The sequence below is a fragment of the Bacillus sp. S71 genome (genome assembly GCF_016625265.1).
Lineage (GTDB): Bacteria > Bacillota > Bacilli > Bacillales > Bacillaceae_G > Bacillus_A > Bacillus_A cereus.
In genome coordinates this window covers 322179-338924 of the sequence record NZ_JACVUW010000005.1, presented here as the reverse complement: position 1 = coordinate 338924, position 16746 = coordinate 322179, and the positions used below count along the sequence as shown (strand labels likewise).

Genomic DNA, 16746 nt, shown 5'->3' with positions numbered 1-16746 from the left:
AAAATATATGTTTAAATGGCTCAAGCCAGCACCTGCAATTGAAAGATTGCCAGCGGATATGATCGACCGTGTATATCGATTACTACGTATTCGTGTGTTAATCGGGATTTCAGTTGGATATGCTGCTTATTATTTAGTTCGTAGTAACTTTACGTTATCAAGTACGTATTTAGTACAAGAATATGGTTTTAGCACAGCTGAAATTGGTCTACTAGGTTCAGTAATGGCAATTGTTTATGGATTTAGTAAGTTCTTTATGGGTAATTTATCAGATAAAGCTTTCGCCCAGCGCTTTATCGCAGTCGGTTTATTCTTATCAGGGCTTGTAAATATTTGTTTCGGCTTTGCATCATCATTTGGGATGATTGTTACATTACTTGTTGTTAACGGTATTGTACAAGGTATGGGAGCACCACCTTGTAGTATTGTTATGACGAAATGGTTCTCGAAGAAAGAGCGCGGTACGAAAACAGGTCTTTGGAATATTTCACATAACGTTGGTGGAATGCTTGTGCCACCACTTGTCGGAATTGGTGTAGGTATTTTTGGTGAAAACCATTGGCAAGGCGGCGTGTTTATTTTCCCTGCAATTATCGCAATGGTAATTTCAGTTCTTGTTTGGATTAATGCGAAGGATACACCAGAATCTGAAGGTCTTCCTCCAATTGATGAGTATCGTAATGACTATGAAAATCTTGAAAAAGCAGATAATGCTAACAAGATGTCACCAAAAGAAATTTTAATGAAGTATGTAGTGAAAAATAAATTTGTATGGTTCTTATGTATTGCGAATGCTTTTGTTTATTTAATTCGTTTCGGTGTTATTAACTGGGTTCCACTTTATTTAACGACAGTTAAAGGATTTTCAAAAGCAGAAGCGCATGCGGCATATGCAATCTTTGAAGGGATGGCAATTCCAAGTTCATTAATCGTTGGTTTTTTAAGTGATAAATTATTTAAAGGAAAACGTATGCCATTATGTATTATTAGTATGGTTGGAGTTGTTATTGGTACGTTTATATATTGGCAAGCAACTAGCGTACTTGTTGTAAGTATTGCAGTTTCTATTATCGGTTGTTTAATTTATGTACCACAGTTCTTAATCGGTTTAAGTGCGATGGAATTAGTACCGAAATTTGCAGTAGGTACGACAGTTGGTATGTGTGGTCTATTCGGTTATGTAGGCGGAAGTCTTGTAGCTAACGCAGCAATTGGTGTTATTGTTGATCGTTCTGGCTGGGATGGTTGTTTCATCTTACTATTAACAGGTGCGGTTTTATCAACAATCTTCTTATTTATTGTTCAACGTGGACATGAGAGAAAAGATCCTAAAGTAGCGTAATATTTTGTTTGAAAAGCTATCCAATTATTATTTTGGATGGCTTTTTCTATATAATATAATCTTTCCTTAAATCTATCTTAAAAGATATAATGTCATATTTCTAATCATTGGAATTTTTGTTACAATATAAATGGATGTGTAAAACTTTGTAAAAAGATTGTAATAATATACAGTTTATTTTCAGAAAGTTTTATACAATTATGTTATTTATTAAACTATTAATTTATAAAGGGAGAGAGAATATGTTACCAAATACGGTTCGTACTCCAAACAAGAAGAAGAAATGGATTATTATTGGGGTTATTGCACTAATTGTTATTGTAGCGGCAATTAATATTTTTGTTATGCAAGGTAAGAAGAAGGGTGCATCAACAAATGCTGATGCTGTAAGTTTTGAGAAAGTGACAGAGCGTAAGCTGAATAATACAAAGTTAATTTCTGGTCAGGTGAAGCCTGGTAATATTGAAAGCTTCTATGCAGATCCGGCCAAAGGAAAAGTGAAAGATATTGAGGTGAAAGAAGGGCAAGAGGTAGAAAAAGGTACGAAGTTATTCTCTTATGACAATGAAGAGATTAACCTTCAAATGAAGCAAGCTGAGCTTGATCAGAAGATGGCGGATATGCGTTATGATCAAGGAAAGAAGAAGATTGATTCGCTCAAGAAAGAAATTAAGAAGGCAAAAGATAGCGGAGCTGGGAAAGAAGTAACAGATCCGATGGACGAGCAAGTAAACGAATTAGAGATAGCTCAAAAGACAACTGACCTTGAGAAAGAAAAAGGAAAGTTGCAGAAAGAAGAGTTAAGTAAGAAGCAGAAAGAGCTTACGATCTATAGTAATTTCGCTGGTGTTGTTCAAAAGTTAGATAAAGATGCGGCACAAAGTTCATCTCAAGCGTTAGGTGGTCAAGGAAAATCGTTTTTACAAGTAGCTTCTAAAGATCCATTCCAAGTTCAAGGTACGTTAACTGAGCTTCAGAAGTCACAAATTCAAAAGGATCAAACATTCACTGTAACAGCGAAAGCAAATAATAAGAAGAAGTGGACTGGTAAGATTACAGAGGTAAGCGAATTCCCAACAAGTGCAGAGATGGCGCAAGCTGGCGGCATGGGTGAACCAACTCAAAATATGTCCCAATATACATATAAAGCTAGCCTTGATAGTCAAGATGGTTTATCTCCAGGTTATCATGTTTCCCTGCAAGTAAACTTAGAGAATAAGACGATGATTGCTGTTCCAAGTAAAAGCATTGTAGAAAAAGGCGATGATGCATTTGTTTATGTTGAGGATAAAGGGAAGCTTCGTAAACAAAATGTGAAAAAAGGTTCTACTGATGGAGACTGGACAGAGGTTGTAGAAGGCGTAACAGTGGGGCAAAAGGTGGTTAAAAATCCTTCCGACGATGTGTATGACGGAATGGAAGTGAAAGAGAAATGATTACGTTAAATAATATTGCTAAAACGTATTATCAAGGAAAATTGGCGGTGCCGATTTTGCATGGCATTAGTTTAACGATTCAGAGTGGTGAGTTCGTTTCGATTATGGGACCGTCTGGTTCTGGTAAGTCGACGCTTATGAATATTATTGGTTGCTTAGATCGTCCAACAGAAGGCGAATATATGCTGAATGACGTGAATATCTTAACAGCAGACGAGTCAAAGCTTGCTTTAATTCGTAATGAATATATTGGCTTTGTATTCCAGCATTTTAATTTACTGCCTCGTCTTTCCGCAGTGGAAAATGTTGAGCTTCCGCTCGTATACGGTGGCGTGAAGAAAGCGGAGCGTCGCAAGCGTGCTTTGGAGGCGTTAGGTAAAGTTGGGTTAGCAGACCGCGTGCATCATTTACCAAATGAGTTATCCGGTGGACAGAAGCAGCGTGTAGCGATTGCAAGAGCGATTGCGAATAACCCAACGTTCATTATGGCCGATGAACCGACTGGTGCACTTGATACGAAGTCTGGTGAGCAAGTTATGGATATTTTCACGAAGCTTAATGCAGAAGGTACGACGATTGTTATGGTTACGCATGAAGAGGAAGTAGCAGCGTATTCTTCCCGCCGCATTGTACTGCGAGACGGGAAAGTTACAGAAGATAGAAGGTGTGCGGTATGAGTTTACTAGATAGTATAAAAATTGCCCTATCTTCTATTTTAGCTCATAAATTACGTTCAGCTCTTACGATGCTCGGTATTATTATCGGGGTAGGTTCGATTATTACAGTCGTTGCAATTGGGCAAGGCGGGGAAGCTGCATTGAAATCGCAGTTTGTTGGGGCAGGTAATCAAACGGTTCCGATTCATTATAGTGCAGATATAAACGATCCTTTCGGTATGGGAATGGTAGAAGCACCGAAGATAACTGAAGAAGACATTTTTGAAATTAAAAAAATTCCAGAAATCGCACATGTGGTAACAACAAATTCAACCATGGAACCACTTGATATTGAAGATAAAAAAGAAATGGTGAGTATTACTGGATTAGATAGTGAGTACTTTGCAGTAAATAAAGTAAAGTTGTTAAAGGGACGTTCTTTACAAGAATCAGATGTGGATCAAGGTAATAACGTTGTCATGATTAGTAAACAAATGGAAGAAAAGGTGTTTAAGGATACCAATCCAGTCGGTAAAATTATTGAAATGAAAGGTCAACCGATGCAAATTATTGGTGTCTACAAATCAGATAATGAGTTTATGGGAATGGGACCATCAGAAGCACTAGTTCCCATTTCATTATGGCCGACACTGTATGGAAAAGATGAAATTCAAAATATTTCTGTTCAAGCAAAAAATGTAGATAATCTAGAAAAAGCAGGTAAAAAAGCTGCAGATGTTTTAAATAGTCGTAAACCGACTGATGCAACTGGTAAATATGAAGTTATGAATTTAAAAGAAATTCAAGAAGGTATTTCGAAGATGACCGGTATTATGACAATGATCATCGGTGGTATCGCTGGTATTTCATTAGTCGTTGGTGGAATTGGTGTTATGAACATCATGCTTGTATCTGTAACGGAGCGTACGCGTGAAATTGGTGTACGTAAAGCACTTGGAGCAACGCGTAGTAAAATTTTATTACAGTTTTTAATTGAAGCAGTTATGTTAACACTTCTAGGTGGTTTAATCGGAATTGGTCTTGGGTATGGCGGAGCATATATCGTTTCTACATTCGCAAAATGGCCACCACTTGTTTCATGGGAAGTTGTCGTTGGAGGCGTACTGTTCTCGATGACACTTGGTATTATTTTCGGATTAATTCCAGCGAACAAAGCTGCGAAATTAGATCCAATTGAAGCATTGCGTTATGAATAATTAATAGTGTAGTAGAACTACACATTACCGTTCTAGTGGGCGGTTCGTAGCCTCTTGCATGAGGAAGTGAACCGCCCGTTAGAACGGGTTATATAAATAGAGGGAGGCGTTATAATGGAAGCGAATATTAATACGCAAGATGTAGTTTCAAAAAAGCCATCATTATTTGGAATGATTACTTCTCCAGGTGAGCAGTTTGAGAGAATGAAGACGAAAAGTCCGGTTTGGGGAGGGTTTTTCTTATTTCTTCTAATGGGGACAATCTTAGCGGCAGCGGTATCTTATTTAGGATTACTTAATACCCCGGAGTTGGCGAAGCTAGTTAAGGATGATACGACAGGCATAATGAAATGGACTACACTTGGATTTGGAGCTATTGGAGGTCTAGTTGGAACAGCTGTTGGTCTTTTTGTAGTAGCAGGATTTTATAAAGTTATTATGATGTTTATGAGTAATGATACTCCATATATGAAGATACTATCTATTTATATATATGCCAATGTTGTCTTTTATGTTGGTAGTCTTCTTAATGTAGCTATAGGATATATTTTAGGTGGGAATGGCGCTGATAAATATACAAGTTTAGGGCCTTTATTTGAACAAGGAACAATTGCATATGGCATTGGTTCTGCATTTGAAGTCTTTAATATTTGGAGTTTAATTTTAACTGGTTTAGGCTTGCATATTGTTGCTGGTTTAAGTAAAAAACAAGCAATAATTTTAATTTCTATATTCTTTATCCTTACAATTGGGTTTAGTATGTTAGGCGGCATGTTCTCTGATTTCGGTGCATAACATATTATTTTAAAAAGGTGGCTCTTCGGAGTCACCTTTTTTATTTTTATCCCTATTTCAAATACCGCCAACAAAATTTCAAATACTACATAGTGTAATTTCAAATTCCGTCGGTAGTATTTGAAATTACTCACAGTGAAATCTTTTCTTTATTTTTATATTGTGAAGGTACCGCGGAATACTAGAAAGGTATACCTTTTAGAAACGGGTACTGTGTGAAGCCAGCGACTTTTAAAGAGGCAGTTGTTTTGTATGAAGGGATGATTGTAAATCAAATAAAGAAATTAGGTATTCGCCAAGATTATGAAGAGTATTATCAATGTGGTTTAATTGGTCTTTGGCATGCGTATGAAAGATTTGATGCAAAGAAGGGGTATTTCCCTGCATATGCACTTGTAACGGTGCGTGGTTATATATTAGAAAGATTGAAGAAAGAATCTACTGTACAAGAAAGATGTGTATGTGTAGGAGAGTATGAGGACATCTTTCATTTTGAAGATGTTGAAATGAGAGTGAAGGATTTTATGAGTGTGTTAGACGAGAAGGAGAAGTATATTATTTTTGAACGTTTTTTTGTAGGGAAGACGATGGGAGAAATCGCTTTAGAGACGGAAATGACATATTATCAAGTAAGATGGATGTATCGGCAAGCACTCGAGAAAATGCGAGATAGTGTAAGAGGATAAAAATAACAAATAGAATGGAAGGTAAGGAAATACTACCTTCCATTCTATTTGTTATTAAGGTGATGAATCTTGCATGTTCATTTGGGATAATACATATCCAGCTTTCCATAATTGCTGACTTAGCTTATGGGAACTAATTTGTATCGTTACGGTAGCTCCGTTTGAAAAATGAATTTTAGCTCGTTTAGCTTTTTGGAAAAACTCTATTGTATGAACATGTTTAAAGAAAAGCCAAATACAATTTGGAGAAGCCGGAGATTCTGTTGGGAAAGCACAAATATATTCTCTATGATTGATCGGAATTGGAACGTTTTGTTTAAATTTAAATTTTGTTTTTACAGCATTACGTCTCCCTTGATAAGTAGAATGAATATTTGTTAGACAAGATTTCTGTATAAGTTGGAGAGCAGTTTGACAAGAGTAAAGATGGTTCCCGCTACTGTCGATAATTTTTGTACGGTAATAAGGGTGTTTACATGGTTCAAGCATCATTGTAGAACTAGAAATAAAAATGTTGTTTTCATTATCCATAATTCTATATCCTCCCTTATAATTTTCATTCTGAATATAATTATATATAAATTAAGTAAATTAATTGTTAATATTCTATTTCATATTGTAAATTTTGGCTATTCGTTTACAATCAATAGGTGATAGTCTTTCTAATTTGCATCGCTTGTACATATATATGAAAATAGAAAAGAGTAGGCGGTGATATAGTATGAAGAAAAAGTATATTATTATGGCTTTAGTTGTCGTTCTCCTAGTATATTTAGCAAACAGCAATCCGAGTAAAGGAGAATATACAGAATGGGCAGCGAAGCAGTTTATGAAGCGTAATGATGTGAGTAAGAAGCTAGATGAAGTTCAAAAAGAGAATGAAGAGGGTCTCCTTGGCGACTTGGCATCGGCCGGTAAAAAGTTAGCGAAAAAGTATGTTGAGCCACAAGTTGGGTTATTAATTGATCATTATACGAAGCGAAATGATTATATATTCTTCTCAACATATACGACTGAGTTTGATATAGGTGAAGAACATTATAAGTACGTATGCGTCGGTTTTTCAAAGATTTTTATTCCGATTGAAATGCCGAAGAAAAAAGACGAATCTGCAAAATGATGCAGATTCGTCTTTTTCATTTTATAGAGTAATTGGAACTTCAGATACATTTTTTTCTACAAGGCGAGCTCCCTTTTTTCTTGTATTTTCATCAATGGATGAAAATACAGATGAGTCAAGGATTGTATCCATTACTTGATTTACGACTTGTGCATCGATTGGTGTGATGGGCGTATCGATAGAAAAAACGACTGTTTTTCCATCTTCTTTCGCGAAAATCAATTCTAGTACTTGCATGTGTTATTCCCTCCTTTGTATTTATCCCGCTATTTACGGGACTCGGGTCTGCTGGTTAAATTGCGGCTAATAATCAGCGGGGATGAATAAAATCCCCACTGATCCGAGTTTTACTTTATAGTTTAGAAAGATCTGATGTGCTAACAAGTTGTACAGCGTGAAGTGGTGATGCTTGTAAGGAAGCGAGAGCATGAGCTACGTTGTGTACTTGATCTAAGCTCGCATTTGTTTTAACACGTTTAAATTGTTTGCTCTTGAAAACTGTTTTGCCGTTCTTATCTAATCCGTTGTTTAAGACAAGACGTAAAGTTAAATCCATTACGATTGTTTCAATTGCCATGTGTATCACCTCCTTTCACTTTATAAATAGGGTACAAATGTCATGTTTTGGCGTGAAATTTTTTCTTTTTTTTGGTACCCTTAAAAGATTAAGAGAGGAGAATTCTGGATAATGAATCGTAAATGGTTATTTTGGATTCCTGTATTACTATGGATGGGGCTGATTTTCTATTCTTCGGCACAACCATATAAAAAGCAGGATATGCGTTCAGATATTGAACAATATGTAAATGTTGAATTTGTGAAAGAGCATTTTTCATGGGTATCTATCGATTATGGTGGAGGAACCCCTGTTAGTATTGCGAATAAAGGTGTAGGCGGATTTATTGAGTTTTTCCTTCGTAAAGGTGCTCATTTTATGGTGTTCTTTATGCTAGGTTCATTGATTTATTACGCTTTTCATCGATCAGGTCATTCGAGGAAAAGATGTTTTATATATGCCCTTCTTTTCGTTACAGGTTATGCAACATTTGATGAAATCCATCAATGGTATACGGGGGACCGTACACCAATGTGGCAAGATTCATTGCTTGATACGTGCGGCGGATTAACCGGGATTATAATAAGTAATTGGTTTTGGAATAGAAAAAAGAGCTAATCTCATTTCGAGATTAGCTCTTTTTTGCGGGTAGTAAAATTTCCTGTAACTTGCCTGATTAAAGTTTCACTTTATCCCGCATTAACGGGCAGTAAGACCCCCACCTCAAAATTCAGCGAAAGCAAAGGAGTTAGGGAGGTGATCAACTGCCCGTAAAAGCCCGATTGGTTCAACTAATAATAAGTGGGGATGAACAAAACCCCCACTGATTAAAGTTTCACTTTATACACCAAGTAATTCTTTTAGTTCGTCTGTTGATAGTTCAGTCATCCAACTATCGCTTGTGATGACCGCATTGTTTAGAGATTGTTTTCTCTCTAGCATTTCATCGATTTTTTCTTCTAATGTTCCTGTAGTAATGAGTTTGTGAACATGAACAAATCGTTTTTGACCAATGCGATATGCGCGGTCCGTTGCTTGATTTTCCACAGCTGGATTCCACCAACGGTCGTAGTGAATGACATGGTTGGCAGCGGTTAAGTTTAGTCCTGTTCCGCCAGCTTTTAAAGATAAGATGAAAATGTCATACGTTCCATTTTGGAATTCCTCAATCATCTTGTCACGATCTTTTTTCGGTACACTACCGTTTAAGAAGAGGACACGCTGGCCGAATTTTTCTTCTAGCACACGTTTTAGCATGTTCCCCATGCCGATGTATTGAGTGAAGATGAGGCAACTTTCATCTTGATCCTTTATATTTTCGATGAGCTCCATTAACGTTTTTGTTTTCATGGAGCGTTCAACGACATTTTGTGGCTCTTCTTCTTTTAAATAAAGAGCAGGATGATTACAAATTTGTTTTAGCTTGTTCAGCATAAGTAATATAAAACCGCGTCTTTCAATTCCGCTTAATCCTTCGACATTTTGCAGTGTATCTTGAACAAGTTGTTCATATAAGGAAGCTTGTTCACCAGTAAGAGGACAGTAAGCTTTTTGTTCTTGTTTATCTGGTAAATTTAATGCGACTGTTTGATCTTTCTTCGTTCGGCGCAGTAAAAATGGTGAGATAAATCGTTGAACTTGTTGGATTTTTCCTTCATCACGATCTTTTTCAATCGGTGTGACGAAGCGGCGCTGGAATTGCCCTAAGCTTCCGAGATATCCATGATTAATAAAGTCGAAAATGGACCAAAGTTCAGCGAGGCGATTTTCCATCGGCGTACCAGTTAAAGCGATTTTGTGATTTGCTTGCAAGTTTCGTACTGCTTTCGACTGTTTCGTATGTGGGTTCTTAATATTTTGTGCTTCATCCAAAATAACAGCATCCCAGCATAATGAAGTCAGTTCTTCCTCATCGAGCTGAGCCAATGCATAAGATGTTAATACAACATCTGCCGATTGAAGGAAATCTTCAAATAAATTGCCCTTATCTCTATTACTTCCGTAATGTAATTGAACACGTAAATTCGGTGCGAAACGCTCAAATTCTTTTTGCCAATTTCCAAGAACAGATGTCGGAGCTACGATTAATGCAGGGCCTGTTTTGAGATTGTTTTCTTTTATATATAGTAAGTAAGAGATTGTTTGAATACTTTTCCCGAGTCCCATATCGTCAGCTAGCAATGCTCCAAATCCAAGCTTTCGTAAATATAATAACCATTCAATACCGTGTTGTTGATACGGACGAAGTGTTGCGTTTAGTGAAGTAGGGACATCTACTTTTGGAATATCTCCAATATGAAGCAGCTTCTGGAAGAGTTCTTCATAATATCCATCTAGTTCGATTTCAATATCAGTAAACGGGCTATTATCTTCTACAATTTCCGTTTCAGCCGTATTTGATAAATGTTGCTGCAGGACATCTTTCATCTCTAGTCCGTATTTATCGGCACGGTTCATGAGTTTCCTTACTTCTTCGATAAAGGCTGGATCTAGTCGCATCCATTGACCGTTTATATTAAATAGACGTTTGTTTTGTTCAACGAGTTCGAAAAATTCGCTTTCTGATAAATCAATGCCGTTTGTCGAAATGCGCCAGTCAAAATTAACGAGCGTATTCATACCGAAGAACGATTGTGTTTGTGCTGTATTTTGCTTCAACTGGACACGTAATTTCGGTTTTGTTGCTTTTAAATTTTGCCACCATGATGGTAGTAAAATTGTAATGCCAGCTGCAAGTAATTCATTGCTTGCTTCTGTTAAGAAGTTCCACGCTTCGGTTTCAAAGAGCTCATTTCGGAACGTATCTTCTTCTTTTAACCACGGTATGAGCTTACTAAAACCTTCTTGTGTTTCTGTAATCCGTTCTTCGTAATCGTGCCATCTTTTCGGTAAGGAATCGATGTTTTCATATACATATATGCGATGCGCCCCGCGCTTTGGTGTCACAATTGTTTCAAGCTTCCACATTTCAAATTCTTCTTGTGGTTCTTGCAGTCTTAGTCCGATTGTAAACGGAAGATCATCTTCAATATAACCAATTTTTCGAAGCCAATCTTCTTCATGTAGTGCTGTTTCCAATTGTCTTTTCGTAAAGTCGTAATGTTCATATAGTCTTTTGGCATCTTCCCAGCCGTCATTTGAGCGATTATCTTGTAATATGCTTTCATTAACTGCTGCTGAGAAAAGAGATGCTAATGTGTCATCTTCAATTGGTGTATTTTGAACTTTCCAAGATGGTTGTTTGGACCAATGATTCATATCTGGTACGAAGCTACCACTCGTAAAGGCATCCCATAATTCATTTGCATCTTTCGTAAGGGCTGTAATAGGTCCGTTTATTTGCATATGTGCAAATGAATTCATCGGTTTGTTTGCAATGTATTCAAATGCTTGTGCGTTTGTCAGCATAACACCTTGTTTTCCTTCGAAGGTTGCCTCTTTTAGAAACGTACCGTAGAAAGAAGTGGAGTGCCATGTGAATGCATTTCGTTTCCAACTTGTTACGGATAATGGAGTACCGCTGTCATCTTCTCCCCAAAGGAACCAACCTTGACTAACATGCTGGAGCCTAATTGTTACTTCAGTTTGATTGATCATCGATTAATTTTCCTTTCCGTAATTCCTCTTGTAGTGCACGCAGACGTGAATGGAGATTGGCGATGTGAATAATGAAAGCATCCCATTCATCGGTGCGTTTTAATCGTTTATATAATGTACGTAATTTCTTTAAGTAACGAACTGCGCGTTTATATGATTTGCGATTTCGTTCTTCAATTGCCTCTACAGCAGCAAGGTGGTAAAGAGGAAGTGCCGCTTCTGGCGCTTCTTTTTCAATATCTTTCAGTGGCTCTTTTAACAGTTCAATTGCTTCAAATCCATATAGGAGATGAAGCTCTGCCCATGTGCGATACTGTTTTTTCGCGAGTACGTACTGTTCATAGTTTGTGAAACTATACGGTAATAGTTCTTGTAAGATCATTTCGAAACCAGCTTGTTCATTTGTATGTGTTGCATATGTTTCATACATGATTACAAATAGGCGAACGACATCTTTTATAAAAATCGTATTTTCGTGATCTTGGATTGTTTTCTTTACTTGTTTATACGTAAAGGAAAGCCAATTTTTCGCACGATCCCACTGCATGGCACTTAATAGTTCTTCTAACCAATAGAAGTATAGACTCACAACAGAAGCAGGCTGTTTTTTTAGTAAGTCCATCGCTAGTAGATCTTCGTCATTCAAAAAGAGAAGATGGGAAGACGCTAACGCTTTGGATAGTGGATTGATTTTCGTATCGATTCGTTTTTCTTCTTCTTGTATTTTCTCTTTATTGTTTAAAAGTTCACTCCATATGTGACGATAAATGAAAAATCGCTCTTGCGTATAAGTGTCGGTAGAGAAGAATACTTCATGAACGAGACGAGCTGTTTCTTGTAAAATTATTTCAGACTCTGAAGGAATCGCTTCTGATTGTAAGTCCCGAACGATGGATTCCACTTTGTCTACAAATAGGCGAATGACATTAACAGGTTGGTGATAAGAATACGTTTTGTTTGCGTCGAATGCCTGAATTTCTTCTAATAACTTTTGAAAGCAGTAAAGTGCTGCGTGTAACCTGAATAATTCATGTATCGCAATGACACGCGGAGCTTTCCGCTCAAGTTTCGTATAGAAATCTGTAAAGATACTCATAAGAAAATACATTTGTTTATAAGTAAGCCGAGCTTGTTCTTTTTTAAATGATTCATATTCTTTTTCAAAATACGATTGCCAACTTTTATAATCGGTTTCTTCAAAAGCTGATGATTGCAATACTTGTCTTGCAGTTCGAATAGGAGGAAGGGAAGGTTTCGTATTATTTTTAAATAAAGTTAATACATCTCCTACTTGCCCGAAACTAGACGCTGCAGATAGTAATACAGCAAGCATATGCTCACATTGTGTTGGTGCGAAGCAATCACAATAACTTTCAGCGACGTTACGAATCGGAATATGAACGCTATATACGTTGCCTTCCGCATCTACAGTTCCTGATAGTGTATAACCATCAAAGTCAACGTTGTAGACAACACCACTACGATATAGGTGCCGAGCTGTAGCGACATGTTCCTGATCAGCTGTTTGCTGTGGATCTAGTCCTTGAACGAACTCATTCGCAATCATCATAATTTCATCTTTCGTAATTGAGTGTTGCAGCATAATATTCCTCCGTACACATATTTCTTTCCTTTACCATTATAAACAAAAAATGCTCAAAACAGAAAAAATGAAATTTGGATTACATAACTTGAAAATCATGGTAATATATAAAATGTTAATTTCATATATGAATATATACGTATAGGAGGAGAAATGATTTGTCAGATTTACAGACGAAGTTAGGTAGTGGAATGAATAAGTTACAAGAAGGAATAGAACAAGGGAAAATGAAGTTGCAAGTTGCACAAGAAATTGCTCAATTGAAAAAGGGAATGCAAGTGCAAATGCAGAAAAAAGCAGAGGTTCTATTAGAGGTTGGACAGCAAGTGTACGTTCAATTAAGAGGAAATGGAGTAAATGAAGCGAGCTTAAAAGAAATGATTGCTCCAGTTCAAGAATTTGATGTAGCTATTTATCAAGCAAGAAAACGCATTGTTGAATTGCAAAAACAACAAGGTGAAAAAGCTACATGTGAATGTGGTGGACCTTTATCAATAAATGATAAGTTTTGTGGTTCGTGTGGAAAGCCTAACCCAATGTTAGCAGTAGAAAATGAAGGTGAAACGGTAAATTGTATTTCATGTAATGAGCATATCGATAAAAACTCTACTTACTGTCCAGTTTGTGGAATTAAGCAAAGTGGGGAGTGAATTAAATGTATTGTCGCACATGTGGAAAACAACATGGTGAAGAAGTAAATTATTGTCCAAATGAAGGTAGTATGGAGATTGCAGGAGCTATAGATGCAATAACATTAGAAAAAGATACTGCAAAATACTGCAAAGGTTGTGGCAATGAAAATGCTCAAAAAAATTTATATTGTCAAAGGTGTGGGTATTCTTTATTTGTTGCGAAGAAAAAAGAACAATCTGTAAAATTGCCTACAATGGATGGTGCTCCTAAAGTTGAATTTAAAGCAGATAAAGCCGTTTTACAAAAAGGTTTTATTGGTGGGGCTGTTGCAAGTATTCTCATGTTAATTGCTGGTTGGATTGGTAGTTTATTATTTGCTTCTATGTTAAGTGAGATGTTTAGCAAATTTGCGAAAGAATTAGAAATGTTGCCGAATTTTTATTCGAGTGCAACTTCTACGATGTTAAGTTATCATTTACTTGGTTTTACAGCTAACGACGATAGTGGATTGATATTTTCTTTATCTTGGCATACTCCATTTACATTACTATTAATCATTCCATTTATTATTTTCGCTGGTACAGGAATTTGGTTAGGGAAGCAGCATGTTGCGAAAACGATTAAAGATCAAATTTTTATGGCATCAACAGTTGGTATTATTTATGGCGTCTTTTTATTCATTATAAGTTTTATAGCATCACAATCTTTTGCAATTCCATTCTCAGATGCAGGTAAGATTACGGTTGGCTATTCAGCGATTAAGAGTTTATTGAGTGGTTTTGTATGTGGGACATTATTTACCTTATTAGGATTTATTGCTCATACAAGCAAAAACAATATGGCAGCAGCATTTCAAGAGTTAATGCCATATGGAGCGTCTGTTTATTACGGTGTTTCAGCTATGATAAAAGGACTTTTAGTAACAGCGGTAGCGGTTTGTATTATGGCGTTAGTAAGTAAGGAAGATGGTATTGAACCATTAAAAGAAATAACAACTTTAAAATCTGAAAGTACATTATTAGCATTAGAGTTAACACCTCAATTATGGAGTATGGCTCATTTTGCGCCGTTAGAAGTATCAAGTCCAGCACTTAGTAAGGAATTTACTGGAATTGGTAAGAAATCAAAAGCATATGAGAGCACACTATCGTTTTCATTTATATCAGGCGTCTCTGTAAATGGCGTAGAGCTCAGAGAGATATTGATTTCAAAAGGAGCAAATGAGGAAAGCCTTGCAGAATTTGATAAAGTGAATAACGTATTCCATTATGGTTTATTACTGCTTATTATTCCATTGTTCTTTATGTTTAGAGCGGGAAGAAAGTTAGCTAAATTACCGACTGCCAATATATATATTACATTAGCGGTATGCAGTGGTTCTTACACAATTATGATGATTATAATGAATATGATTTCTAAGTTCCAAATTAATGTTTCAGGAACTGTAACAGGTTTATTTGGAACAAGTGGAACGGTATTATCTATGCAAAATTCATTTATATATTTAACTTTGTTTAGCTTGATTGTGACATATGTAGCAGCATTTGCTGGAATGAAATTAGCTAAAAAATAGGAGGAGAGCACGTTGAAGTTTTGTGGAACATGTAAAAAGAACGTTGCAGACCATTTAAACTTTTGTCCTGAGTGTGGGAGTAAAGTAGAAGTAATCGTTGATAACACTGCTGCTTCATATACAGAATTACAAAGCGAGACAAAACCAGTGAAAAGTAAGAAAAATGTATTTTTAATCATTGGTTTAGCTATTATTGTTATTTTATTATTTGGGGCATATAAATTTGGAGCATATAAGTTTTCAAAAGAAAAGCAAGTAAATGTAATGATTGAAGCATTCCAAAAGAAAGATATTAACGCAATTGATGAGTTTGTGAAAGCAAATGATTCAAGCTTAAAGATTAAGACAGAGGATATTAAAGCGTACATGCGTTATTTAAAAGAGAATCCTTCTTACAACAAACAATTGTTGTCTTATTTACAGAAAGAGACAGTAGATCAAAAGTTAACAAAAGATAAACCTGCATTTAAAGACGGGGAAATAGTAGAAGAGGGAAAAGAGTGGTTCTTATATCCAAAGTATAAGTTCAGCATAAAATCTTATTATATGAATGTAAGTACAACTGCAAAGAATGCAGAAATATATGTGAATGACAAAAAAGAAACAGAGCTTTCTAGTGATAAAAATTCGAAAGAGTTGGGGCCATACTTCCCAGGTACATATGTTGTAAAGGCAACGGCGAAGACAGAACTTACTGAATTAGAAACAGAGAAAGAAGTAGATTTAGCGGATGAGCAGAGTGAGAAAGTGAAAATTGATTTATCGCTTGAAGGCAAGTATGTAAGCATTTCTTCTGATGAAAGTGATGCAACTGTATTTGTGAACGGGAAAAAACGTGGAAAATTAAGTTATGGAAGTTATAAGCTTGGTCCTGTATCCACAGATGAAACAGTAGAAGTACATTTAGAGAAAACTACTGATTTTGGTGTGATGAAATCTGAAAGTATTAAAATTGGAGACCAAAGCACGTATTACTTAAAATTCCCGAAAGAAACATCAAATTCAGCAGTGGGCGAATTTGTAAAAAATCATATTTATGATAACGTACGTGCAATTTCATTAAATGATTTTAGTTTAATTGAAAATAATTATGATAAGAGCGGGAAATCGTATAAGGAAGACCGTGATTATATACAGTATTTACACAAAAAAGGAATTACAGAAGACTTATTAACGATGGAAGTTCGTAATGTAGAGCGTCAAAGTGATACGAAATATAAAGTAACGACATATGAAGAGTATCACATTCGTTACGGTGATGGATCTGTGAAGTTCAAAAGTTTTAATAACGAACATATTGTAACTGTGAATGGAAATGGAAAGATGCTGTATCATTCTCTTGGTGCAAATAATACGTTGAAATCAGAAGATGTATCTGGTCCAACTCGTTAATATGAAAGAGGCTGTTCAATATTTGAACAGCCTCTTTATTTTGTAGCTAAATCAATATTTCGTGTCAAACCGTTGATATATCGTAAGTTATGATAGATATAATTGAAAAATCGTTGATATATTGCGATTTATGATAGATA

General features: G+C 36.1%; 16 protein-coding genes. 11 read left to right on the top strand and 5 right to left on the bottom strand.

Annotated elements, in window-relative coordinates:
* Positions 1-7 precede the first annotated feature (7 nt).
* From pgtP to IBT51_RS14515, 6 genes are all read left to right on the top strand, one after another.
* Positions 8-1342, top strand: coding sequence for an MFS transporter (gene pgtP, locus IBT51_RS14540; RefSeq protein ID WP_000477603.1), 1335 nt, complete (start codon positions 8-10; stop codon positions 1340-1342).
* 242 nt (positions 1343-1584) lie between these two features.
* Positions 1585-2778 (top strand): efflux RND transporter periplasmic adaptor subunit, encoded by a 1194-nt coding sequence (locus tag IBT51_RS14535; RefSeq protein ID WP_200458729.1) that lies wholly within the window; start codon positions 1585-1587, stop codon positions 2776-2778.
* Positions 2775-3455, top strand: coding sequence for an ABC transporter ATP-binding protein (locus tag IBT51_RS14530; protein ID WP_000631624.1), 681 nt, complete (start codon positions 2775-2777; stop codon positions 3453-3455). Before IBT51_RS14535 ends, IBT51_RS14530 begins: the two co-directional genes overlap by 4 nt.
* Entirely contained in the window at positions 3452-4651 is a 1200-nt protein-coding gene (locus IBT51_RS14525) for an ABC transporter permease (RefSeq protein WP_006922891.1), read from the top strand. Before IBT51_RS14530 ends, IBT51_RS14525 begins: the two co-directional genes overlap by 4 nt.
* Before the next feature lie 114 nt (positions 4652-4765).
* The gene (yknW, locus tag IBT51_RS14520) at positions 4766-5446 is read left to right on the top strand and encodes a YknW family membrane protein (RefSeq protein ID WP_063538120.1); all 681 of its coding nucleotides are present in this window, start codon (positions 4766-4768) and stop codon (positions 5444-5446) included.
* Positions 5447-5661: 215 nt separating this feature from the next.
* Positions 5662-6132 (top strand): sigma-70 family RNA polymerase sigma factor, encoded by a 471-nt coding sequence (locus IBT51_RS14515; protein WP_157417299.1) that lies wholly within the window; start codon positions 5662-5664, stop codon positions 6130-6132.
* Between the two features lie 54 nt (positions 6133-6186).
* Here the strand turns inward: IBT51_RS14515 and IBT51_RS14510 are convergent, their stop codons facing one another.
* Positions 6187-6663, bottom strand: coding sequence for a competence protein ComK (locus IBT51_RS14510; RefSeq protein WP_000368314.1), 477 nt, complete (start codon positions 6661-6663; stop codon positions 6187-6189).
* Positions 6664-6853: 190 nt separating this feature from the next.
* Here IBT51_RS14510 and IBT51_RS14505 point away from each other — a divergent pair, with 190 nt between their 5' ends.
* Complete coding sequence (locus tag IBT51_RS14505) at positions 6854-7252, top strand: DUF4359 domain-containing protein (RefSeq protein ID WP_000731405.1); 399 nt, start codon at positions 6854-6856, stop codon at positions 7250-7252.
* Between the two features lie 21 nt (positions 7253-7273).
* Here IBT51_RS14505 and IBT51_RS14500 read toward each other — a convergent pair whose 3' ends face one another.
* Both IBT51_RS14500 and IBT51_RS14495 read right to left on the bottom strand, forming a co-directional pair.
* Positions 7274-7489, bottom strand: a complete 216-nt coding sequence (locus IBT51_RS14500; protein WP_200458728.1) for a DUF2922 domain-containing protein — start codon at positions 7487-7489, stop codon at positions 7274-7276.
* 115 nt (positions 7490-7604) lie between these two features.
* Positions 7605-7829 (bottom strand): DUF1659 domain-containing protein, encoded by a 225-nt coding sequence (locus IBT51_RS14495; RefSeq protein ID WP_000963861.1) that lies wholly within the window; start codon positions 7827-7829, stop codon positions 7605-7607.
* Between the two features lie 111 nt (positions 7830-7940).
* On the opposite strand from IBT51_RS14495, the gene IBT51_RS14490 reads away from it, so the two are divergent.
* Positions 7941-8426 (top strand): VanZ family protein, encoded by a 486-nt coding sequence (locus IBT51_RS14490; RefSeq protein WP_098390426.1) that lies wholly within the window; start codon positions 7941-7943, stop codon positions 8424-8426.
* A 222-nt stretch (positions 8427-8648) separates the two neighbouring features.
* Here the strand turns inward: IBT51_RS14490 and IBT51_RS14485 are convergent, their stop codons facing one another.
* Complete coding sequence (locus IBT51_RS14485) at positions 8649-11405, bottom strand: DEAD/DEAH box helicase (RefSeq protein ID WP_078401587.1); 2757 nt, start codon at positions 11403-11405, stop codon at positions 8649-8651.
* Positions 11389-13008 carry an SWIM zinc finger family protein gene (locus IBT51_RS14480; RefSeq protein WP_000939149.1) on the bottom strand — a complete coding sequence of 540 codons (1620 nt, stop codon included), beginning with the start codon at positions 13006-13008 and terminating at the stop codon, positions 11389-11391. Before IBT51_RS14480 ends, IBT51_RS14485 begins: the two co-directional genes overlap by 17 nt.
* A 158-nt stretch (positions 13009-13166) precedes the next feature.
* Here IBT51_RS14480 and IBT51_RS14475 point away from each other — a divergent pair, with 158 nt between their 5' ends.
* Genes IBT51_RS14475 through IBT51_RS14465 form a run of 3 tightly spaced genes read left to right on the top strand, consistent with a single transcriptional unit; the run spans position 13167 to position 16606 of the window.
* Entirely contained in the window at positions 13167-13658 is a 492-nt protein-coding gene (locus IBT51_RS14475; RefSeq protein ID WP_001281749.1) for a zinc ribbon domain-containing protein, read from the top strand.
* A 5-nt stretch (positions 13659-13663) separates the two neighbouring features.
* Complete coding sequence (locus tag IBT51_RS14470; protein ID WP_197233086.1) at positions 13664-15214, top strand: zinc ribbon domain-containing protein; 1551 nt, start codon at positions 13664-13666, stop codon at positions 15212-15214.
* Between the two features lie 12 nt (positions 15215-15226).
* Positions 15227-16606 carry a zinc ribbon domain-containing protein gene (locus tag IBT51_RS14465; RefSeq protein WP_200458727.1) on the top strand — a complete coding sequence of 460 codons (1380 nt, stop codon included), beginning with the start codon at positions 15227-15229 and terminating at the stop codon, positions 16604-16606.
* The last annotated feature ends 140 nt before the right edge of the window (positions 16607-16746 follow it).